Raw genomic sequence first — 21,748 nt, 5'->3', positions numbered from 1 at the left:
TGAAAAAAAGCAGCCGTCGCGCGGAAAAATGCGGTGGGTGACCGGTTGACGCTTGCGTAAATCCGACCCTCGTTCAATACTGGAAGTCCGACTCGCTAGAGGTGCCAGATGGAATATATCGATAGCCTTCGAATCTTCCGTACGGTTGTCGAAGCGAAGAGTTTCACGCGCGCCGCGGACAACCTCGGTCTTACGACGCCCGTAGTGTCACGCGCAATCGCGGCACTCGAGAAGCGTCTCGGCAGCCGGCTCTTTCATCGCACCACGCGGCAGATCTCGCTCACCGAAGCGGCGGAACGCTTTTACGATGGATGCTGCAGAGTGCTCGACGACCTCGATGCGCTCGAAGCGTCGGCGTCGACGCAGACCTTGGAGCCGAGCGGCGTGCTGCGGCTCGTCGCGCATACGACGGCGACCGTCAACCGGCTCGTGCCGCTCATCGCGTCGTTCAAGCGCAAGCATCCGAAGGTGGACCTCGACGTCACGCTGACCGAGCGTCCCGTCGATCTGGTCGCGGACGGCTTCGATCTCGGCATCGTGCTGCCCTTCATGCTGAGCACCGACACGGCGGTCACGCGGGTGCTCGAGCGCATGCCGATCATTCTCGTTGCCTCGCCGCAATACCTGCAAGCGCATGCGGCGCCAAAGCATCCGATGGAATTGTCGGACCATCTGTTTGTCGCGCCTCCGCCGTCGTTGCGCAAGCCGGTATTGACCTTCAAGGAAGACGGAGATGAAGTGACGGTTCCGCTCAAGTACGAAATCGCGTCGAACAGCCCGGTTTTCAATCGGCAGATGGTGCTGGAAAACTTCGGCATCGGCATGCTGCCGGCATCGCTGATCCAATCCGAGCTGCAATCCGGCCGGCTCGTGCGTCTATTGGAAGGATTCGAGATCGTCGACGGCTGGGTCGAGATTCGTCTGGCCTATAGCACCCGCACGTTGCTGCCGGCCAAGGTCAGGGCGTTCATCGATCACGCCGCCTCGTTTTTCGACGAAATGAAAACTGCGCAGCGGGAGCAGACCGAGCAGCACGCATAACGAGCCGGATGGCGGTCAGCCGGTTCGATTCTTCTCCTAACGGCGACAAACTGATGCACAGGCGGGCATTGATCGGGTTGCCGTAGGCACTTATTCTGTGCAAATGCACACATTAACGCCCAACATCGACGATTGCTTCGCCGTCCGCCAGGCCGCCCGGCACATCTCGAAGCTGTACGAGCGGCATTTGTCCGAGGCCGGCATCACGCCGACGCAGTTCAGCATCCTGAGCACCCTGGGGCATAGTCCGAGCTCGACGATGATGGAGCTGGCCGACGCCATGGTGATGGACAGGACGACGCTCGTTCGCGCGCTCAGGCCGATGCTGCGCGACGGCTTTGTCGCCGGCTCGTCCACAGAGCACAGCAAGCGGCGTCTTCAACTGACCCTTACGCCGTGCGGCCGCGCCAAGCTGGATGAGGCCGCCGCATACTGGCGCGCCGCGCAGGAGTGCTTCGAGCGCAGCTTCGGCCAACAACAGGCGGCCAGCTTGAGAAGCGAGCTCTTCCGTATTACGCGCGACGTTTCGAACGCTTAGTCCACCCCGCACTCCGATAGGGCGAGCCTTCCCATATCACTCGCACACCCGCATGAGTCAGCGAGCCTTTCTGGCCGCAAAGTAGCACTGTCTTCGCGATAGTTGTCGCCACAACAATAGTTCCTTGATCGCCACCGCATTGAAGTAGTGCGTATGCACATGCACTATGCGTTGACCAATCGCCATATCGCCCAGCAGAGCGGTCAGGCGGCGGAGATCCTATTTTATTAAGTGCGTACACACATAAATTATGAGTTCGACACCTATCCCAACTTCTCCCGCCGGCGGCGTGGCCGCTTCGTCGACGAAACGCATTCCCTGGATGCGGCTCGCCGTCCTCGGCGTCGTGGCCGTGCTGTGCGGTGCCGGAATCTATTGGTTCGCCGCGGGCCGCTGGATCGAGTCGACCGACGATGCCTACGTCGGCGGCAACGTGACGGTGATTGCGCCGAAAGTGACGGGCTTCGTCGATCAAGTGCTGGTGCAGGACAACCAGCGCGTCACGGCGGGCCAAGTGCTGATTCGCCTCGACTCGCGCGACTACGACGCCAAGCTCGCGCAGGCCACGGCCGAAGTGAACAGCTCGCAGGCCACAGTCAATGAACTCAAGGCCAAGCGCCAGTTGCAACTCGCGATCATCAATCAGCAAACGGCCGGACTGGCTTCGGCGCACGCGGAACTCACGCGCAGCAGCGCCGACGAGGTTCGCTACCGCCAGCTCGTCAAGGACGACGCGGTGTCGAACCAAATCGTCGAGCAAGCCGACGCGTCGTTCGCGAAGGCAAAGGCCGCCGTGGACGGCAGCGATGCGTCTTTGATCGCGGCGAAGCAGCAATTGAGCGTGCTCGATGCGCAGATCGCCGACGCCGAGGCGCACGTCGCCCAGGCCCAGGCGGAAGAGCGCTTTGCGCAGTTGAACGTGGAGTACACGACGATCCGCTCGCCCGTCGACGGCTACGTCGGCAACCGCACGGCGCGCGTCGGCCTGCTCGCGACGGCCGGTACGTCGATGCTGACCGTCGTTCCGTCGAGCGGCTTGTGGGTCGATGCGAACTTCAAGGAAGACCAGCTGAAGAAGATGCACGACGGCGATACGGCCGAGGTCACGCTCGACGCCCATTCGGGCGCGATCCGCGGCACGGTGCAGAGCATCGCGCCGGCCACCGGCGCGACGTTCAGCGTGCTGCCGCCCGAGAACGCCACCGGCAACTTCACGAAGATCGTGCAGCGCGTGCCGGTGCGCATCCTGCTGGACACCCCGAAGAACGCGGACTATCTGCGGCCCGGGTTGTCCGCGACGGTCGACGTGCATCTGGTCGGCGCGCGCGCGGGCGAGCAGTGAGCGCGCACGGAGCTCCGATCATGACCTCACGCGTTTCAACCAATCCCGCGGACATGCCCCATTCGGAGAAGGTGTTCGCCTTCGCGCTGATGTGTCTCGGGTTCTTCATGGCGACGCTCGACATCCAGATCGTGGCGTCGTCGCTCAAGGATATCGGCGGAGGGCTGTCGGCGAGCCAGGACGAACTCTCGTGGATTCAGACCGCTTACCTGATCGCCGAAATCATCGTGATTCCGATGTCGGGCTGGCTCACGCGCGTGTTTTCGACCCGCTGGCTCTTCGCCGGCTCCGCGCTCGGCTTCACGATCACGAGCATGCTGTGCGGGCTCGCGTGGGACATGAACACGGAGATCATCTTCCGGGCGCTGCAAGGCGCGCTCGGCGCGGCGATGATCCCGACCGTGTTCACGACGGCCTTCGTACTGTTTCCGGGCAAGCAGCGCATTGTTGCGTCCACAACCATCGGGGCGCTCGCGTCGCTGGCTCCGGCCATCGGTCCCGTGATCGGCGGCTGGATCACCGACCAGTGGTCGTGGCATTGGCTCTTCTATCTGAACCTGGTGCCGGGGCTCGCCGTGACGCTGCTTGTGCCGAGGTACGTCCACATCGATAAGGCCGATTTGAGCTTGCTGAAGAAGGGCGATTACCTCGGCATTGTGCTGATGTCGGGCTTCCTCGGCTGCCTCGAATACGTGCTCGAAGAAGGGCCGCGCAAGAACTGGCTCGGCGATACGACGATCCTCGTGTGCGTCTGGATCATGGCGATCTGCGGTTTTCTGTTCCTCGTGCATGCGTTCACGGCGCGCGAGCCGATCGTCGATTTGCGCGCACTCGCGATCCGCAACTTCGCGATTGGCTCCGCGCTGTCGTTCATCACGGGTATCGGCATTTTCTGCACGGTGTTTCTGACGCCGGTGTTTCTGTCCCGCGTGCGCGGTTTCAATTCGCTGCAAATCGGCCTTGCGCTGCTGTCGGTGGGCTGCGCGCAGTTGGTGGCGCTGGGGCTCTATTCGAGGCTCGCGCAACGCGTCGACTTGCGCTGGCTGAACCTCGCCGGTCTCGTGCTGTTCGGTCTCGGCTGCTACCTGTATGTCCCGGTGACGAGCGACTGGGGATGGAAAGAGCTGCTGCTTCCCCAGATTTTGCGCGGCGTCGGCCAGCAGTTTTGCATTCCGCCGATTGTCACGATGGCGTTGGGATCGCTGCCGCCTTCGCGACTGCGTTCGGCCAGCGGGCTCTTCAACCTGATGCGCAACCTCGGCGGCGCGATCGGCGTGGCGGTGTGCAACACCATGCTGAACGACCGCCTGAATCTGCATTACCTGCGCTTGAACGAGCACGTGACGCAAGGGCGTCCGGTGGTCGAGGCGCTCATCTCTGGCGCTACGACCCAATTGGGCGCCGTGGCGGGAGACGTGCTCACCGCGCCGCAAGCGGGGCTCGCGTATCTCGACAACCTGGCGATGCGAGAAGCGCTGACGCTGACCTTCTCCGGGACCTATTTCGCCGTGGCCTCCTGCTTTGTCGTGGCGCTCGCCTGTGCGATGTTCGCCCGCCGTATGGACGGTGCAGCACCGCCGCCGGATGCCCATTGAGGCTCATTGAGATGAACCAGATGAAATCGACACTCATTGCCATCGCGGCGAGCCTGACATTGGCCGCTTGCGCCGTGCAGCCCGCCACTCACGCGAACCTGCCGGACCAGGTCGCCCACACCGCGCCGACGGCGTTCAACGTCGACGTGCCGAAAGATCCTGTCGATGCCGATACGTGGTGGCAGCAGTTCGGCGATCCAGTGATGCACGAACTCGTCACGTCGGTGCTGAATCAGAATCTCGACGTGCAAGCCGCGGTCGAGCGCGTCAAGCAAGCCGAAACGCAGACCACCGTGCGGCGCGCGGCGCTGCTGCCGGAACTCGACGCGAACGGGACCGCGAGCACGCAACGCGAGAACGTGCCGCCGCCTGCGGGCTACGTGCGGGAAGCCGGTTTCGGTCTCGCCGCGAGCTGGAACCCCGACGTGTTCGGCGGCGAACGTCTTGCGCTGCTCGCATCGCAAGCGCAAGTCAAGGGCACGTGGGAAGCGCTGAACCAACTGCGGCTCGCGCTCGCGGCGAACACCGCCGACGCGTATGTCGAACTGCGCTGGGCGCAAACGGAGCTGCAGATCCTGCAGGACAACGAGCAGATCCGCGAGCGCACGCTGCGGCTCACACAGGAGCGCTTGCAGTATGGCTTGTCGACGAATCTCGATGTCGCGCGGGCCAGGAATCAGTTGAGCGATCTGCAGGCGCGCATTCCGGGCGTCCAGTCGACGATTCAGCACCAGCTGAGCCTGATCGCGGTGTATTCGGGCCGCACGCCGGAAAGCGTCGGCGCGCTCGTGTTCGGCAACGGCGACATCCCGGTGCCGCGGACGTCGGCGCCGAACACGCTGCCTTCGGAAGCGCTGCTACGTCGCCCCGACGTGCGCGAAGCGTATGCGGGCGTCGAGCAGCGCGCGGACGAGGTCGGCGCGGCGAAAGCAGAGTGGTATCCGAAGTTCTCGCTGAATCTGACCGACGGTCTGCTCGCCGCTTCGTATCTCGGCATGCCTGCGCTGACTGACAACCTGTTTGGCGCCGCGCTCGGCGTGACGAGCCCGATCTTCAACGCCGGCCGCATCAATGCCGACATTGCAAAGAGCCAAAGCCAGATGCGCGAGTCCGAACTGAACCTGCGCCAGACGATGCTGAACGCTCTGAAAGACATCGAGGACACGCGCAGCGATCTCGTGAGCTCGGCAGGCGAAGTGGACCGCCTCGGTTCCGCGCTCGATGCATCGAGCCAGGCGCTGCGTTTGTCGAACGAGCTTTACAAGGGCGGTGCGTCGAGCTTTCTCGACGTGCTCGACGCCCAGGAGAGCTATCTGCGCGACGACGATGCGCTGAACCGCGCGAAGCGAGACCGCGCGCTCGCGGCCGTCGCGCTCTATCGCGCGCTCGGCGGCGGCTGGCAGGCCGGTGCGGACGATACGGCGATTGCGCAGAAGAACGGCGGTCGGCGCGAGCCGGCGCCGCAAGCCGCGCTCGCGGCCACGCCGGGTTGACGGGTTGACGGCAAGCGGGCACGAGGGCGGCGCGAGTTTTACGCCGCCCTGGAACGCGGCGCAAGCGACGCAACGAGCAACGTCAGGCAGGCGGCAAGCAGCGCGACGTCCTTCAGCAGAAACTGCTCGAGCAACGACGAGATGATCGGAAAGCCCGTCGGGCTGAACATCGTGATGCCCGGCGTGCTGAACACGAACGACGTCGTCAGGACGAACGTGGCGCTGGCCATCGCCGCGCCGAGCGCCGACACGGCCGGTATCGCCGAGCCTGCGATCAGCGCGGCGGCGGTCAGCAGCTCGATCGTGCCCACTACGCGCGCTTCGCCACGCACGCCGAAGATGCCCAGCCAGCTCATGAACGGGCTGTGCTGGATCAACGGCGCGATGGCGTCGGCCGCATAGGGCGTGAACTTCTGGATTCCGAACCAAATAAAGATGGCCGCCATGGACCACCTCAGCAATGCCAGGTGCCCATACGAGCCGCTGCTTCTCTCAGCCACGCGGAATGGCGCTTTCATGATGTGTCCTCGATCGATTGATCCGGCGAAGGAGATGGCCAAGCGGTGCGCGGCACATCCGGCTCGTGGGTTCGGCGTGTTTGCCGAGCCTCTGTCGTGAGAGGCGCAGGCGCCGGATCGAGCGCCTGCGCCGTGGCGCGTCACTTGACCGGCGGGAAATCGACGTCGGTGTCGTTGATGCGGTTGAAGGTGTTCGTGAAGATGATCAGCGAATACGCCAACGTGATCTCCACCAGTTGCGCGTCCGTGTAGCCGGCCGCCTTGATGGCTTCGAAGTCGCCGGCGCTGACCGTGCCGCTCGTACGCTGCAGCGTCTGCACGAAACGCACGAGCGCGTCGCGCTTCGCGTCGCCGGTCGGCTGGCCCGCGATGATTTGCTTGAGCGTTTCCGCCGACAGGCCCGCCATCTTGCCCAGCATGAAGTGCGCGGCCAGGCAGTAGTCACAGCCGGTCAATTCGCTGACGAGCACGTTGATCGTCTCGTGGTCCTTCTTGCTCAACGTGCCTGCGGCGAGCACGCCCGAGGCGTTCAAATAGTTCGAGAGGGTGGCGGGCGCCAGGGCGCCCAAGGTGGCGAACAGATTCGGAATGCTCCCGCCGGTGCCCTTCTTGACCTGTGCGTAGACTTCGGCAGTGGCGCCGGTGGCGGATGCGATAGCAGGTACGGTGATGCGGCTCATGGTCTGACTCCTTCGTCAGTGGGTTAGGAGTCTCCACTTTAGATGGATCATCTGAGCCGAATAAGTCCTAAATCGCTCAATTGAATGCTCGATCGGCTCAAGCAATGGCCTGAGCGGTCCGGCGCCATTCGCCGGGCGTCATCCCCATGCGCTGTGTGAACGCGCGCCGGAAGGCGGCCAGCGACTGATAGCCGACCACCTCGGCCACCGCTTCCGTCGACGTCGCGGGCTTCTTCAGCTCGTTGGCCGCAAGCGTCATGCGGATGTCCGTCAACAAGTCGTTGACGGAGCATCCCACCTTGTCGCGAAAGTGGCGGACCAGCGTCGCGCGGGACATGTTGCACAGCTGAGCCAGCTCGGGGAGGGTCCACGCGCGCGCGGGCTCGTTGAACATCGCGCTCAGGGCAGGGGCGAGGCGCGGATGGCCGGCCAACGCGAGCAAGCCGATGTCCGCCGCTTCGGATTCGCTGGCCATCCTCAACGTAAGCGCGAAAAGCGCCGCCGACAGCGCGTTCAGCATTGCGTATCCGCCGAGCGTGTACGAGGCCGATTCGGCCCGCATCAGTCCGACGAGGCTTGCCAGCTGGCGCGACGTTGCCGTCTGATGCGACGCGTCGTGCGCGGAGGATCGCACGACGAGTATCGCGGGCAAGTAGTTTCGCATCAGCCGGTCATGTGGCGGCGTGATGACGAAGCGGCCGCAGAGCATGTCCAGACGCTCGCCCTTCCCGCGATTTTCGCTGACGGTCACATTGAAGATGTCGCGTTTTCGCTCGGGTGATGGGCGTGCGCCGCTGCCGTCGTGAAACGCGTGCGGGGAGCCGTGCGTCAGCAGCACGATGTCGCCCGCCTCGAGCTGTTGGGTGGGGCCGTCGGGGCTTTCCAGCACCGCCGACCCGCTGACGATGACGTGATAGGGCATTTCGCCCGGTTCGGAGCGCTCGTAGACGACGCGCCACGGCGCGCCGAGGTCGCAGCGGAGTTCGAGTCGACCGCTGACGGGCATCATGACGAGCAGGCGGCTAAGCCAATCGAGCGCAGACAATGTCGATCCTTTGGTGGGTCCGAATGCGCATTTTATGGGTTAGCGCGGGAATCGACCTCCGGAGTGTTTTGCATGTGGAATGCCTTCTATCGAAGGTTGGATACAGCCGGAGATTAGAGCCCGCTGTTAGTGTGAACAGGACCCAGAGAGAATGACGCGCGCCTGCGCCGACGCTTTGCTTCTTGATGCGTCAGCGCAGGCGCGCGCAGGAACGGCGTGAGGCCGCCGTCTCGTCCTTTTACTGCACCTTGCTCGCTGCCGCGATGATCGCATCGGCCACCGCGCGCGGCTGGCTCAGCATGGCGACGTGGCTCGCGTCGATGCTCGTCGTTGTCGCGCCGATTTCGCTCGCCATGGCCGCCTCGGCGTGCGGATCGATCATGCGGTCCTGTTTCGCGACGATGAACCACGACGGCTTCGTGTGCCACGCCGCCTCGGTCACCTTGTCGTCCGTGCAGCCCGCGAACCAGGGGCCTTGCGTCGCCGCGACGACGCGCGCTTCCGCAACCGGAAGATCCTGCGCGAAATCGTGGACGACCGCGTTGGTCGACAGCGTCAGGAAGCCCGCCGAGTCCTTGTGCAGCTCGCTCGCCCAAACCGGTGCGGGTTGGCCCTTGAGCATGTCGTTGATCGACTGACCGGCGTCCGGCGCGAACGCGGCGACGTAGACGAGCGCCTTGACCTTGTCGTCGTTGCCCGCTTGCGTGATGACGACGCCGCCCCACGAGTGGCCGACGAGCACGACCGGCCCTTGCTGCTGATCGATCACGCGCTTCGTGGCGGCCGCGTCGTCGGCGAGCGAGCTGAGCGGATTCTGCACCGACACCACGTGCAGGCCGCGTGCTTCGAGCAGCGGGATCACCTTGTCCCAGCTCGAGCCGTCGGCGAACGCGCCGTGCACGAGGACGACGTTCTTGCCTTTCAGGTCCTGCGGCGGCGCGGCATGCGCGGCCGAGACGGAAAACACGCTGCCGGCCAGCAAGGCCGACGCGAGGCACTTCTTCAACAGACGATTCATGATGGGCTCCTGGCCGCGGGTTAAGTTGGGCGTAAGCTTCGCAGGCGGCAGGAGCGGGCGGTATCGGTCAAATGTCCGACCCCGTCCGGAACGGGACGTGAGCGGCTGCGCTATAGTGGCCCGCATCCGGCATACCGCATCCGGTATACAAAATTCATCGGCAGACGCGTGAATACAAACGACAACGCACAGGACGAGGCTTTCGCGATTCGCGTCTTCGACGCGGTCAAGGCGCTCGCTTTCATCGGCGACCTCAGCATGGGGCAGCCGACCGATCACTCGCTGCGCACGGCGTGGCTTGCCGCGCAACTGGCGCGTGCCGCCGGCGGCGGCGACGCGGGCGCGGCCACGGCGATCGAGGCGTCGCTCTTGAGGTGGTCGGGCTGCACGGCGAACGCGGCGGGATTCGCCGACGTGCTCGGCGACGACGTCGCCGGCCGCGAGGCGATGCTCGCGCAGCGAGCGGATTGGGCGAAGCCGCTCGATGTCCAAGGCGGCATCGTGACCGCGCTTTCGCCGCTGGCGCAGATTCACTGCGAGGTGTCCGGCGAAGTGGCGCGCATGCTGAACCTCGCTCCGGAATCGGAGGAGGTGCTGCGGCACGTTTTCGAGGCGTGGGACGGTAGCGGCATACCGGACGGTCTGGCCGGCGCGGCGGTGCCGCAGACAGTGTTCGTCGTGTCGCTCGCGGGCGACTTGGAAATCTTCAGCCGCGTCTATGGGTTCGAGCGCGCGCTCGCGCTGATCACCGGCCGCGCAGGCGCACGCTATCCGGCTGACTGGGTCGCGCTGGTCGCCGCTCACGCGGGGCTTTGGCTCGATACGCTCGCGAGCGCGGAACCGTCGGAACTCGATGAAGCGCTCCTGACGCCGCACATGCGCGGGACCACCTCGGCCGAGCTGATCGCCGATGTGATCGACCTCAAGCTGCCATGGATGACGGGCTATTCGCGCGCGGTCGCATCGGCCGCGGCGGCATGCAGTGCTAGGCTTGGCGGCGAACCGCACGCGCAGGCGTGTGTGTACTCCGCGGGATTGATTCACGGCATCGGGCGTGCGGCGGTGCCGAACACGATCTGGAATACGGCAGGGCGCTTGAGCGCATCGGCGTGGGAGACGATCCGGCTCGTGCCGTACTGGACATCGCGCGCAGGCAAGCAAACGGGTGCGCTTGCGCAAGCGGCCGAGCTCGCGTCATACGCCTACGAACGGCTCGACGGTTCCGGGTATTTTCGCGGCGCGAGCGGACAGGCGCTGTCGTTGGACGCGCGCGTGCTGAGCGCGGCGACAGCATGGGTCGCCTTGCGCTCGGCGCGGCCGTGGCGCGCCGCGTGGTCCGGAGACGAGGCTGCGCAATTGCTGCGTGCCGAGGCCGGGCAGGGGCGCTTCGATGCAGAAGCCGTCGAGGCGCTGATCGACGCGCAAGCCGTGCCGCAACGAAGCACGCGTGCGCGTCTGCAGGCGGCACGCCTCTCCGCGCGCGAGATCGACGTGCTGCGATCGATCAGCCGCGGCGCGAGCAACAAGGAAGCGGCGCGCGAACTCGAGCTGAGTCCGAGCACGGTGCGCACGCATGTCGAAAGCGTGTTTCGCAAGCTCGAATGTTCGACGCGCGCGGCCGCGACCCTGAAGGCTTCGGCGATGGGGTTGCTTTAGCGCTTATCGACGTAAGTTCGGGAGTCACTTCGGGCGTTACTCCGCCACTGCCGCCATACGGCGCGCCGGCATCACCACCGAAAGCCCGAACGCAATGGCGATGTTCACCACCAGCGCGATCAACCCGATATAGAGCGGGAAAACCGCCCCGCCGACATGCAGCGCGAACACGGGCTTCAAGCCTTGCGAAATCGCCAGCGCCGTGCCGAGCACGATGCCCACGAGCCAGCCGGCGAGCAGCCCCGACGTCGAGAGCTTGCGCGTATAGAGCGAGAACACGATCGCCGGAAAGATCTGCAGAATCCACACGCCGCCGAGCAGCTGCAGATCGATCGCGTACTGCGTCGGCAGGAACACGATGAAGAGCAGCGCGCCGAACTTCACGACGAGCGAAACGAGCTTCGCGGTCGAGGCTTCTCCCGCCGGCGAGATGTTCGGATTGACGAGCGGGCGCCAGAGATTGCGCGTGAAGAGATTGGCCGCGCCGATCGACATGATCGCCGCCGGCACCAGCGCGCTGATCGCGATCGCCGCCGCTGCGAAGCCGACGAACCACGACGGGAACAGCGTGCCGAAGAGGGCGGGAACGACGTCGGATGCCGAATGCACCTTGATGCCCGCCGCGATCGCCATATAGCCGAGCAGGGCGATGAGGCCGAGCAGCAGCGTATAGGCGGGCAGCACGATCGCATTCTTCTGAATCGTCTTCGCCGATGACGACGACAGAATCGCCGTCATGGTATGCGGATACATGAACGCGGCCAGCGCCGAGCCGAGCGCGAGCGACGCATACGCAATGAACTGCGACGGCTGCAGCACGATGCCGGTCGCGCCGCCTTTCGCGGCGAAGAATTTGTCCGCCGAGTCGAACACTTGCGCGTAGCCGCCGAGCTTCGTCGGAATCAGCCAGATCGCGGCGATCACCACGATGTAGATCATGATGTCCTTGACGAACGCGATCATCGCCGGCGCGCGCAAGCCGCTGGCATACGTATAGAGCGCGAGAATGATGAAGGCGACGACGAGCGGAATCTCGCCCGACACCCCAAGCCCTTTGATGACGACCTGCATCCCCACCAGCTGCAACGCGATATAAGGCATCGTCGCGACGATGCCGGTCAGTGCGATCGCCGCGGGCAGCAGCTTGCCGCCATATTCGCCGTGCACGTAGTCGGCCGCGGTGATGTGGTTCTTCTCATGCGCGATGCGCCAGAGCTTGGGCATCACGGCGAACACGAACGGGTAGACGATGATCGTGTAGGGCAGTGCAAAGAACCCATACGCGCCGACCGAATACACGAGCGCGGGCACCGCAATCACGGTATAGGCGGTGTAGAAATCGCCGCCGACGAGAAACCACGAGATGATCGTGCCGAACTGGCGTCCGCCGAGTCCCCACTCATGCAGTTGCGTGAGGTCGCCGCGCTTCCAACGCGCGGCGATGAAGCCCAGTATGGTGACCAGCGCGAAAAAACCGATGAATACGGCCATCGCGACGCCATTGATCGATTGTCCGTTGTTCATTTGCTGATCCCCCGATAAACGACGTAGAGGAGCAGCGAGGTGATCGGCACCCACAGCAGCTGATACCAGTAGAAGAACGGGAAGCCGAAAAGCGCCGGCATGCGGTGGTTGTAGAACGGCAGCCAGAGCAGCGCGACGTAGGGAATGAGGAGCAGTACCCAGAGCCAGGGCCGATGGTTTTGGTCTGATGTATTCATGATTTTGTATACCGTGGGCGAGAAACGACCTCCCGCCAGGGATAGCACCGATCGCGTCTCGCCCTCCGCAATCGGCATGTCTCAATGTCATCGTAGGCGGTTCGTGCGCCAGCGAATGTCTTCTTGTCCGGTGGCGCACGGATTATCAAACAATTTCGAGATGTGTGCAGGGAGCTGCGCCGTGCGCTTACGCGCAGGTTTCAAAGACGGCCACAATCTGGTCGATCATCGCGCGGATGCGCGCGGTGTGACGCAAGTCCTGATGCGTGACGAGCCATACCTCATAGGGCACGCTGCGTGTACGGTCCGGCCAAAGGCGCACGAGGCCGTCGCGCTCGCCGAGCAGAACCGGTATTTCGCCGATGCCGAGCCCCGCCTTGATCTGCGAGCGCAGCATCAGATTCGAGTTGACGGCCGACACGATCCGGCCCGCGTGGATCGGCTCGCCCGCGAGCGTCGGTGCACGGCAACCGGTCATGTACGGCTGATACATCACGATGTCGTGGCCGGCGAAGGCGCCGCCAGGTTCAGGTTCGCCGCGCTTCTTCAAATAGCTCTTCGACGCGAACAGCCCCGTCGGCCAGCGTGCGAGGCGGCGCGCGATCAGATCGGGATTCTCGGGCTTGATCGTTCGCACTGCGATATCGGCCTCTCGCTTCGCGAGATTGAGCATCTGCGTCGACGTGTTCATCAGGACCCGCACATCGGGATGCTTCGCGTGCAGGCGCGTGATCGCCGGAATCAGGAATTCGAGCGCGAGCGAATCCGTGGTGGTGACGCGCACGTCGCCTTCTAGGCGCGTATCGACACCTTGCGTTTGGCGTACCAGCTCGTGCGCAAACTGCTCCATTTTCTCCGCCGCTTTTAGCGCGAGTTCTCCGGCGGGCGTCAGCACGTAGCCGTCCGAGGCGCGTAAAAACAAGGTCGCGCCCAATACGCGCTCGAGCGCGGCGATGCGGCGTCCAACGGTGGCCTGGTCGAGATCGAGCGTTTTGGCGGCGCCTCTGAGCGTCCGTTCGCGCTGCACGGCGAGGAAGATTCGGGTGTCGTCCCAGTTCACGACGGGTCTCCGTGGGTGATGCAAATTTGCATTGGTCGATCGGAATATTGAAGCATAAATACATCCGATTGCGAACCTATACTTGCATCCCATGCAGCAGCCCATGCTGTGCTACGGAAACTTTTGATAGGAGGATTCCATGTCGCTAACCCACAACCTGCCGTCCTCGATGACGGCGATCGAGATTGCTCGACCCGGTGGTCCCGAGGTGCTCGCGCCGGTCACGCGTGACGTGCCGCAACCGGCGGCCGATGAAGTGCTGATTCGCATCCACGCCGCAGGCGTGAACGGGCCGGACGTGCTGCAGCGCAAGGGTTTATACGCGCCGCCTCCCGGCGCATCCGATATTCCCGGGCTCGAAGTGGCGGGCGAGGTGGTTGCCGCCGGCAGCGGCGTCACGCGCTTTCAGGCGGGCGATCGGGTGGCGGCGTTGATTACGGGCGGCGGGTATGCCGAATACACCGTGGCGAATGCAAACGCCACGTTGGCGATTCCGAAGGGGCTTTCCGTGGTCGAGGCGGCCGCGATGCCCGAGACCTTCCTGACGGTGTGGCTGAATCTGTTCCAGCGCGGCAGATTGCAAAAGGGGGAAACCGTCTTGATTCACGGCGGCGCATCCGGCATCGGCACCACGGCGACGATGCTCGCCAAGGCGTTCGGCGCATCGAAGATCATCACGACCGTGGGCTCGGAAGCGCACCGCCAAGCGAGCCTGCGCTTGGGCGCGGACCTGTCGATCAACTATCGCGAAGCGGATTTTGTCGAAGAGGTGAAGCGCTTCACCGACGGCAAGGGTGTCGACGTGATCCTCGACATCATCGCGGGCGATTACGTCGCGCGTAACTATCAGGCGGCCGCGATGCACGGACGCATCGTCCAGGTAAGCGCATTAGGCGGGCCGGCAAAGGACTTGAATATCTGGCCGCTGATGCAAAAGCAACTCACGCATATCGGCTCGACGTTGCGTTCGCGCGGCTACGCGGACAAGGCGAGCCTCATTCGCGATTTGGAGCAGAACGTGTGGCCGTTTGTCGAAGCGGGGACGGTCAAGCCGCAAATCTACAAGACGTTCCCGCTCGAAGACGCGCGCGGCGCTCACGAACTGATCGATTCGTCGCAGCACATCGGCAAGATCGTGCTGACGACGGGGGCGTATCGCGCCATCTGATCGGCGCCCGCCCGCCGGATCGGCGGATCGCCTATCCTGCTTGGACGGGCTGCCCGATCCAGGCGTGGCCGTCAAATCAGACTCGATGAATTTCACGCATTTACTCGCCTTCTTCGAGGTTGCGCGCGCAGGCAGTGTCAGCGCTGGCGCGGAGCGTTTGCGCGTCAGCCAGCCGGCGGTCACGCAGGAAATCAGGGAGCTGGAGGACCGGCTCGGGCTCGCGCTGTTCGATCGCCTGCCGCGCGGCGTCGCGCTGACCGAAGCCGGAACGATGCTGTTCCGCTATGCCGAGCAGATCTTTTCGCTCGCCGACGCGGCCGAATGGGAATTGAAGGAGTTGGCTGGGCTGAGCGCGGGGCACCTGAAGATCGGCGCCAGTGCGACGCTGGGCGTCTACTGGGTGCCCGATCTGATCGCGCGCTTTCACACGGATCGTCCCCAAGTCGAGATCGATCTCGTCGTCAGCAACACGGAGCACGTCGAGGCCGGATTGCGCGATCACACCTTTGCGCTGGGCTTCATCGAAGGGCCGTACGACGATTCCGTGCTGCACGCGCGCCGGATCGGCGCCGACGAAATCGCCGCGGTGGCGGCCGCGAGGCGTTCGCAGTGGCTGGCACCGAAGGCCAGCCTTGCGGCGCACGGCATGTCAGCTTCCGAAGTAGATCGAGCAGTAGCTCACCGGACCGACACAGTGCGACGGCGCGTGAGCGGTCTTCGCCGCGCCCGTAACGTCACCCGCCGCATGCCGGCCGGATTCGCTCGAACCGGTCATTTCGGCGCCGGCTCCGCTGTTTTGCGCTTGAAGACGGGCAACCTGCTGCGTGAAGATCGGGTTCACCGCGGGATACGACGTATCCGTGACAAAGCGCGAGCCGTTGTTTTCGGCCTGGATCAGCTCCTGACGGACTTCGGTGCGGGTCTTTTCCTGTGCCGTCGCGCTGGTGGCGATGCCGGCCGAAGCGAGGAGGGCGATCGAAAGGGCGGCTACGAGATGCGTCTTCATTTTGAACTCCTAACTAGATGATGTGGAACATGGGCCTTGTGCTATGGCTAACACCGCAATTTCGGCGTTATTCCAGGTCAAGCGTTGGTTTTTTCAAGGTCCTGAATCCTGGTGTCGGCGCACCGTGCTGCATGTGCGGTTTTTGCGTTCGCCGCTCCGGTTCTGCGCTGCCATGTCCCGTATCGTATGCGGCGCGCAGGCACAAATAAAATATATCGTTGCGATACGAGCCATGCCTTTAACGCATGGCGCCGTCAGGTGTTGGTCAGGTACGGAGGGGGCTGGGACACTCGAACGGCCGCGGCCGACTCGATCGAGTCAATGGGTAGGAAGAATGAGCGGCTGGCGAAATTTCGCCGCTCAATGCGGCTTGCTAAAAAAAGCCGTGGCCCCTTCGCTCGGCGTGAGGCCGACGCTGTAATAGCCTTCGAGCTTGGCGGCGGCCTCGTCTTTCAGCACGAACGGCGGCCGGACGAAGCCCACGGACACCGCGTGGTCGAACCACGCGCTCATCCACGCGCGCAGATTGGCTTCGTGCTCGCTTGCGGGGGCGGTTGAATCGGCAAGTTGAGCGGACATGGACTCTCTCCTTCGCTGGGTGAGCGTCAGCAGGCGCTCATGGCAGGCCTTGTCGTCTCGGGTGGAATGACATGCCACGAACCGTCGTCGTGGCGAAAGAAAAAAAGCATGAACATGCCGGCTGGCCGCTCGGCGTGAATGCAGACGCAGCGTCTTCGCCTGACTGACCCATGCACCATCAACGATACGCGCACCGATGTCGCTCCCGTGCTGCCGATCCATTTGTCGATCAGCATGCGCAAGGACCTTTCCGCGACTACCATCTCCGTCTCCAACCTGCCTAATGGGCCATGAAACCATCGTAGTCACGCACAACCACAGTGCGAAGTCGGGGCAGCCGGAATGTCTATTCGGAATAGCTTGTATCCGCTGTCAGGAAATCCTGACGGCGGATATCAGGGCGCGACACTATTATTCCGCGACGAGCCCGTGCTTGATCGCGTAGCGGATCAGCTCCGCGTTGTTGCCGAGATTGAGCTTCTGCATGAGCCGCATCTTGTGCGTACTGATGGTCTTGGCGCTCAACGCGAACGATTCGGCGATGTCGTTGATGCTCTTGCCGGCGGCGAGCATCTGCAAGACCTGGAACTCGCGGTCCGACAGCACCTCGTGCGGCGGCGCTTCGCCCGCATGCGTTTCGAACACGATGGCATCGACGAGTTTCGGGTCGATGAACCGCCCGCCTGCCGCGAGCTTGTGGATCGCCGTAAGCAGGATCTCGGGGTCGCTGTCCTTGGTGACGTAGCCCGTTGCGCCGGCCCGCAACGCGCGCGACACCACCTGCGCCTCGTTATGGATGCTGAGCACGAGTATGGGCAGCGCGGGCTGTTCGGTGCGTATGCGCCGGATCAGCCCGATGCCGCTGATGCCCGGCATCGTCATGTCGAGCAGAAGCAGGTCGACTTGCAAGACCCGCAGCTTGTCGATCACTTCGGCGCCGTGCGCCGCTTCGCCGGCCACGACGATGTCGGTCGTGGTCGCGATGATTTGTTTGAGCCCGCCGCGAACGATCGCGTGGTCGTCGGCAATAAGAATATGGATCATGTCGTAGGGCCGCCTATGAGCGGCATGTGGATCGAAACTACCGTGCCCGTGCCTGGCGCACTGTCTATTTGCAGCGAAGCCCCGATGAGCCGCGCGCGCTCCTCCATGCCGAGCAGGCCGTAGGAGTACCCCTTCTTCGCTTCGTCGGGATCGAACCCGCACCCGTCGTCGCCGATTTGCAGCGCGAGCGAGGCGCTGTCGTTGTCGAGCGTCACGTCGACGCGCGAGGCGCCCGCGTGGCGCGCGACGTTGGTGAGCGACGCCTGAACGATGCGAAATACGGCGGTCGCATGCGCGTCGTTCAGCACCGGTTCGCCGCCGCGCACCCGGACGCGGCATGCGATGCCCGTGCGCCGGCCGAAGTCTTCGGCGAGCCATTCGAGCGCCGACACGATGCCGAAATTGAGCGCAGCAGGGCGCAGATGGCTCGCCACGTTGCGCACCATCCAGATCGTTTTTTCGACGAGCTCGCGCATATCGTCCGATTTGCGTTTCGCTTCGGCGTCGCCGTCGCCAAGACGCATGCGCATCAGCGCCACGTCCATCTTCAGCGCGGTCAACAGTTGGCCGAGTTCGTCGTGGATCTCCATCGCGATGCGCTTGCGCTCTTCCTCGCGGATGCCTTCCATGTAGTTCGAGAGTTCGCGCAACTGCTCGCGCGATTCGAACAGTTCCTGCTCGATGCGCTTGCGTTCGGTGATGTCCTGAATCGTGCCGACGAGCTTCGATGGCCGCATCCCTTGGCCCGGCGCGTACAGCGCTTCGGCCTCCAGACGCACGATGCGGATCGCGCCGCCTGGGCAGACCACGCGCAGATCGATGCCCTCGGCGCGGGCGCCGCGAACGAGCGCGCGCAGCGTCCGCCGCAGCGCGTGCCGATCGTCGGGATGCACGGCGGCGGCGAAGGTGCGATAGCTGGGCGGCGGCTTGTGCAGGTCATGGAGCGTCTCGGTCAAGCCGAGAATGTTGTAGACCTCGTCGGACCAGTGCGTCATCCCCAAGCGCGCATCCCATCCCCAATCGCCGAGATGCGCGAGCCGCTGCGCGTTCGCCAAGCTCGCTGCGCTCTTGCGCAGCGCTTCAGCCTGTGCCCGGCGCGCGGTGACGTCGTTCAGGCCGTTGTAGATCGCCGGGGCGTCGTCGTAGGTCGCGACGCGCGAGGTCACGGTGGCCCAGAACATCGTGCCGTTCGGGCGCCTGAACTGCACCTCGAAATTGCGAAATGCGCCTTCGCGGCGCAGATGCTGCACGAGCTGGTCGCGCAGCGTCGCATCGACGTAGAAATCGCCCATGTTGATGCCGCGGCTCGTCGTGTCGTCGAACCCGAACAACTGCCGCATCGGCTCGTTCGCGAAGAGCAGCTCGCCGTCGGGCATCGACGTGATGCAAAACGGCACCGGGCTCGTCTCGACGATCGTCCGAAAGCGGGCCTCACTCGCCACGCGCTTGGCTTCGACACGCCGGCGTTCGTCGATTTCGAGCGTGAGGCTCGCGTTCGCGCGTGCGAGTTCCTCGGTGCGCTTCGCGACGCGCGCTTCGAGCTCGTCGCGCGCTCGCGAGAGCGCGATCTCGGTCCGCTCGCGCACGGCGATTTCGTTTTGCAGCTGGCTGTTCTGCGCGACGAGCTGCTTGTACATGGAGCGCAGCGCGAGATGCGTGCCGATGCGCGCCATCATCTCCGCGACTTGCACGGGCTTCGTGATGTAGTCGACGCCGCCCGCCGAAAAACCTTCGAGCAGGTGCGCCGTGCCGGTCAGCGAGGTCATGAAGATCACGGCGATATCGTGCGTGCGCGGATCGGCCTTGAGACGGCGGCAGGTTTCGAAGCCGTCGATGCCGGGCATCTTGACGTCGAGCAGGATCAAGTCGGGTTGCGAGAACTGCGCGCGCTCGAGCGCTTCGTTGCCGTCGAGCGCGACCAGCACGCGAAAGCCCTTGTCGGCGAGGCTGTCCATCACGACGCCGAGGTTCGCGGGGGTATCGTCGACGATGAGGATCGACGGCGGCTCGGCCGCGATGTCCGAAACGATTGCTGCCGCGGTATTCATGATGCTTGCCCCTCACCGAGGTGCCGCTCGACGAGCTGAAGGATCGCCTTCGATTGATAACCCTTGGCGAGCACGCGCAATTGCGAGGCGAACGGGACGTAGCGTTCGTCGAGCGACGCGACGCGGTCCGCCCATTGCAGTATTTCGCGCATGTTGCCGAGGCGCGCGAGGCGATGCAGCGTCTGCATCTCGGCGTCCGGAACGGTATAGCGTTCGGATGCGGGAAGCAGCGCCTCCGTATCGGCGAGCGGCGCGTACGTCCAATCCAATTGCAGCAGCAAGCCCATTTGCGCGACGAGTATGTCGAAGTCGACCGGCTTGGAGAGGAACGCGTTCGCGCCCGCTTCGAGGCTCTTCTGCTCATCGGCGCCGGAAGGGCTCGCCGAAACCGCGATGACGGGCACCTCGTCGAACCCGGGCAGGCGCCGCAGCCGCCGTGTCGCATCGAGGCCGTCGAGCACGGGCATCACGATATCGGTCAGCACGAGCGCCGGTTTTTCGGCGAGCGCTTGATCGAGACCTTCGAGACCGTTGACGGCTTCCGTCGTGACAAAGCCGAGCCCGCTCAGGAAATCGCGCGCGACTTTGCGATTGGTCGCATCGTCGTCGACGATCAAGACTTTCACGCGCGGTCCCTCGTAGCCGATGACGGCGCGCGCCGGGCGCTTGGTGTCGCCGGCGGGCACGGTCAGCGCCGGCATCAGCCGGAACCAGAAGGCACTGCCGCGGCCCACTTCGCTCTCGACGCGAATCTCGCCGCCCATCGCGCGCACGAGCTGGCGGCTGATCGCGAGGCCGAGGCCGGTGCCGTCGACGCGATGCCCGGGGCCGCGCGCCTGCTCGAACGGTTCGAAGATCGTCTCGAGCTGATCGGCGGCGATGCCGATGCCGGTATCGCGAACCTCGAAACGCGCCGTGCCGAACGACGAGCGCGTCACGCGCAGGCTGATGCTGCCGCGCTGCGTGAACTTCACCGCGTTCGCGAGCAGATTGAGCAGCACCTGACGCAGCCGCCGCTCGTCGGCGCGCACGCTGAGCGGGGCGTCGTCGGCGAGTTCGCAAACGAACTCGAGCGCCTTTTGCTCCGCCTTCACGCCGATGATTTCGCGGATCATCGGCAAGAGGCTCGCGAGCGGCACGTCGGACATTTCCAGCCGCAACTTGCCGGCTTCGATCTTCGCGAAGTCGAGAATGTCTTCGATCAGAACGAGCAGATGCTCGCCGCTTCGTTGAATCACGTCGATGCCGTCGCGCTGTTTCTCCCCTAGCGTGCCGTCGCGGCGCAGGATCTGCGCGTAACCGAGGATGCCGTTCAACGGCGTGCGCAATTCATGGCTCATGCTCGCGAGGAATTCGCCCTTCGCGCGGTTGGCCGCTTCCGCGAGACGCCGCGCCTCGCGCTCCTCCGCCGCCTCGCGCTCGTCGAGATAGGCGCGATAGACCCGCGCACCCATGCCGTTGAACGCAGTGACGACGCGATCGAGCTCATCCGGCTGATGGTGCGCGGGCCGCTGCAGCGCCAGGGTTTGCGGCGGCTGGCGGAAGTCGTAGCGTCCGACGAAACGCGCGATCGTCGCGAGGTGGCGCGTGACGAGCACGTAGAAGATCGAGATCGTGAAGAGCGAGACGAGAAACGTGTTCGCAGCCTGACTCATCAGGATCACGAACGCGGTGCGCCTGAGGTCGGCGTACAGGTCGGCGAGCGTCGCTTCGACGTGAAGCGTGCCGATTTGCTGCAGCTTGCCCCCCACGCGATAGTCGAGCGGAAACTCGCGGACGATCGCCGCGCTCGTTGCGCGCTGCCCCGCGGTGACTACCATCGGCGTCTCCGATCCGGCCTCGTGAACCTCTGCCGCGCGGACGTCCGCGAGGCGCAAGATACCGTCGAGTTCGAGCTGTAGCTGGTCGTGGTCGAGCCGCCAGAGTGCCTCGCTGAGACTGTCGCGATAGCTGCGGTCGATATCGACGAGCTGGTTTTCGATCCGCGCCGCTCCGCGGTGATAATCGCGGTAGAGCTGCAAGGCAGTCAGCAGCAGCGTGACGACGACGCTGAACAGCAATACGGTCGCGAGCAGCCGCAGCAGCACGCTATGGCGCGAGCGCTGGACCGGATTCCACAGCACGCCGAACGTATTGAGCGTCATATCTTCCCGCGAGTGTCCGGGTTATTTTTGCAATTATGTGCCACCTGCAAGC

Annotated in this window: 20 protein-coding genes and 1 pseudogene; 8 read left to right on the top strand and 13 right to left on the bottom strand. The window is 64.3% G+C overall.

Annotated elements, in window-relative coordinates; genetic code table 11:
• The first annotated feature begins 108 nt into the window (after positions 1-108).
• From FAZ95_RS34785 to FAZ95_RS34765, 5 genes are all read left to right on the top strand, one after another.
• The gene (locus tag FAZ95_RS34785) at positions 109-1,041 is read left to right on the top strand and encodes a LysR family transcriptional regulator (RefSeq protein ID WP_137336916.1); all 933 of its coding nucleotides are present in this window, start codon (positions 109-111) and stop codon (positions 1,039-1,041) included.
• A gap of 103 nt (positions 1,042-1,144) precedes the next feature.
• The gene (locus FAZ95_RS34780; protein ID WP_137336915.1) at positions 1,145-1,579 is read left to right on the top strand and encodes a MarR family winged helix-turn-helix transcriptional regulator; all 435 of its coding nucleotides are present in this window, start codon (positions 1,145-1,147) and stop codon (positions 1,577-1,579) included.
• Positions 1,580-1,829: 250 nt separating this feature from the next.
• Positions 1,830-2,921, top strand: coding sequence for an HlyD family secretion protein (locus tag FAZ95_RS34775; protein WP_137336914.1), 1,092 nt, complete (start codon positions 1,830-1,832; stop codon positions 2,919-2,921).
• Positions 2,922-2,941: 20 nt separating this feature from the next.
• Complete coding sequence (locus FAZ95_RS34770; protein ID WP_137336913.1) at positions 2,942-4,516, top strand: DHA2 family efflux MFS transporter permease subunit; 1,575 nt, start codon at positions 2,942-2,944, stop codon at positions 4,514-4,516.
• A gap of 20 nt (positions 4,517-4,536) precedes the next feature.
• Positions 4,537-6,009 carry an efflux transporter outer membrane subunit gene (locus FAZ95_RS34765; RefSeq protein ID WP_175425840.1) on the top strand — a complete coding sequence of 491 codons (1,473 nt, stop codon included), beginning with the start codon at positions 4,537-4,539 and terminating at the stop codon, positions 6,007-6,009.
• Positions 6,010-6,047: 38 nt separating this feature from the next.
• Here FAZ95_RS34765 and FAZ95_RS34760 read toward each other — a convergent pair whose 3' ends face one another.
• From FAZ95_RS34760 to FAZ95_RS34745, 4 genes are all read right to left on the bottom strand, one after another.
• Positions 6,048-6,527: a DUF417 family protein gene (locus tag FAZ95_RS34760; RefSeq protein WP_137336911.1), complete on the bottom strand. Its 480-nt coding sequence runs from the start codon at positions 6,525-6,527 to the stop codon at positions 6,048-6,050.
• A 140-nt stretch (positions 6,528-6,667) separates the two neighbouring features.
• Positions 6,668-7,207 carry a carboxymuconolactone decarboxylase family protein gene (locus FAZ95_RS34755; RefSeq protein WP_137336910.1) on the bottom strand — a complete coding sequence of 180 codons (540 nt, stop codon included), beginning with the start codon at positions 7,205-7,207 and terminating at the stop codon, positions 6,668-6,670.
• Positions 7,208-7,304: 97 nt separating this feature from the next.
• Positions 7,305-8,252: an AraC family transcriptional regulator gene (locus FAZ95_RS34750; protein ID WP_137336909.1), complete on the bottom strand. Its 948-nt coding sequence runs from the start codon at positions 8,250-8,252 to the stop codon at positions 7,305-7,307.
• Positions 8,253-8,490: 238 nt separating this feature from the next.
• On the bottom strand, positions 8,491-9,270 hold the full coding sequence (locus tag FAZ95_RS34745) for an alpha/beta fold hydrolase (protein WP_137336908.1): 780 nt from the start codon (positions 9,268-9,270) through the stop codon (positions 8,491-8,493).
• Between the two features lie 168 nt (positions 9,271-9,438).
• Here FAZ95_RS34745 and FAZ95_RS34740 point away from each other — a divergent pair, with 168 nt between their 5' ends.
• Positions 9,439-10,926: an HD domain-containing phosphohydrolase gene (locus FAZ95_RS34740; protein WP_254700110.1), complete on the top strand. Its 1,488-nt coding sequence runs from the start codon at positions 9,439-9,441 to the stop codon at positions 10,924-10,926.
• A 36-nt stretch (positions 10,927-10,962) separates the two neighbouring features.
• On the opposite strand, the gene mctP is transcribed toward FAZ95_RS34740, so the two are convergent.
• The 3 genes from mctP to FAZ95_RS34725 all read right to left on the bottom strand — a co-directional run bounded on the left by mctP (position 10,963) and on the right by FAZ95_RS34725 (position 13,707).
• Positions 10,963-12,450 (bottom strand): monocarboxylate uptake permease MctP, encoded by a 1,488-nt coding sequence (mctP, locus tag FAZ95_RS34735; RefSeq protein WP_137336907.1) that lies wholly within the window; start codon positions 12,448-12,450, stop codon positions 10,963-10,965.
• The gene (locus tag FAZ95_RS34730; RefSeq protein ID WP_137336906.1) at positions 12,447-12,647 is read right to left on the bottom strand and encodes a DUF3311 domain-containing protein; all 201 of its coding nucleotides are present in this window, start codon (positions 12,645-12,647) and stop codon (positions 12,447-12,449) included. Before FAZ95_RS34730 ends, mctP begins: the two co-directional genes overlap by 4 nt.
• A 187-nt stretch (positions 12,648-12,834) precedes the next feature.
• A complete protein-coding gene (locus FAZ95_RS34725) occupies positions 12,835-13,707 on the bottom strand; it encodes a LysR family transcriptional regulator (RefSeq protein WP_137336905.1) in 873 nt (290 codons plus the stop codon).
• A 139-nt stretch (positions 13,708-13,846) separates the two neighbouring features.
• Between FAZ95_RS34725 and FAZ95_RS34720 the strand changes: the two genes are divergently transcribed.
• A complete protein-coding gene (locus FAZ95_RS34720) occupies positions 13,847-14,875 on the top strand; it encodes an NAD(P)H-quinone oxidoreductase (protein WP_254700108.1) in 1,029 nt (342 codons plus the stop codon).
• Between the two features lie 85 nt (positions 14,876-14,960).
• A pseudogene (locus tag FAZ95_RS34715) lies at positions 14,961-15,464 on the top strand (LysR family transcriptional regulator); the annotation flags it as partial.
• 60 nt (positions 15,465-15,524) lie between these two features.
• Here the strand turns inward: FAZ95_RS34715 and FAZ95_RS34710 are convergent.
• From FAZ95_RS34710 to FAZ95_RS34685, 6 genes are all read right to left on the bottom strand, one after another.
• Entirely contained in the window at positions 15,525-15,881 is a 357-nt protein-coding gene (locus tag FAZ95_RS34710; protein WP_137337744.1) for a DUF4148 domain-containing protein, read from the bottom strand.
• Positions 15,882-16,241: 360 nt separating this feature from the next.
• Positions 16,242-16,460 (bottom strand): hypothetical protein, encoded by a 219-nt coding sequence (locus FAZ95_RS34705; RefSeq protein ID WP_137336904.1) that lies wholly within the window; start codon positions 16,458-16,460, stop codon positions 16,242-16,244.
• A gap of 26 nt (positions 16,461-16,486) precedes the next feature.
• The gene (locus tag FAZ95_RS34700; protein WP_254700105.1) at positions 16,487-16,696 is read right to left on the bottom strand and encodes a hypothetical protein; all 210 of its coding nucleotides are present in this window, start codon (positions 16,694-16,696) and stop codon (positions 16,487-16,489) included.
• 175 nt (positions 16,697-16,871) lie between these two features.
• Entirely contained in the window at positions 16,872-17,504 is a 633-nt protein-coding gene (locus FAZ95_RS34695; RefSeq protein WP_137336902.1) for a response regulator, read from the bottom strand.
• Complete coding sequence (locus FAZ95_RS34690; RefSeq protein WP_137336901.1) at positions 17,501-19,552, bottom strand: response regulator; 2,052 nt, start codon at positions 19,550-19,552, stop codon at positions 17,501-17,503. The genes FAZ95_RS34695 and FAZ95_RS34690 overlap by 4 nt, the downstream gene beginning before the upstream one ends.
• Entirely contained in the window at positions 19,549-21,696 is a 2,148-nt protein-coding gene (locus tag FAZ95_RS34685; RefSeq protein ID WP_137336900.1) for a hybrid sensor histidine kinase/response regulator, read from the bottom strand. The genes FAZ95_RS34690 and FAZ95_RS34685 overlap by 4 nt, the downstream gene beginning before the upstream one ends.
• Between the last annotated feature and the right edge of the window lie 52 nt (positions 21,697-21,748).

The sequence above is a fragment of the Trinickia violacea genome, assembly GCF_005280735.1.
In the GTDB taxonomy this organism is placed as follows: domain Bacteria; phylum Pseudomonadota; class Gammaproteobacteria; order Burkholderiales; family Burkholderiaceae; genus Trinickia_A; species Trinickia_A violacea.
Note: the sequence above shows the minus strand (reverse complement) of the source record. Positions and strands in the feature narration are given on the sequence as shown.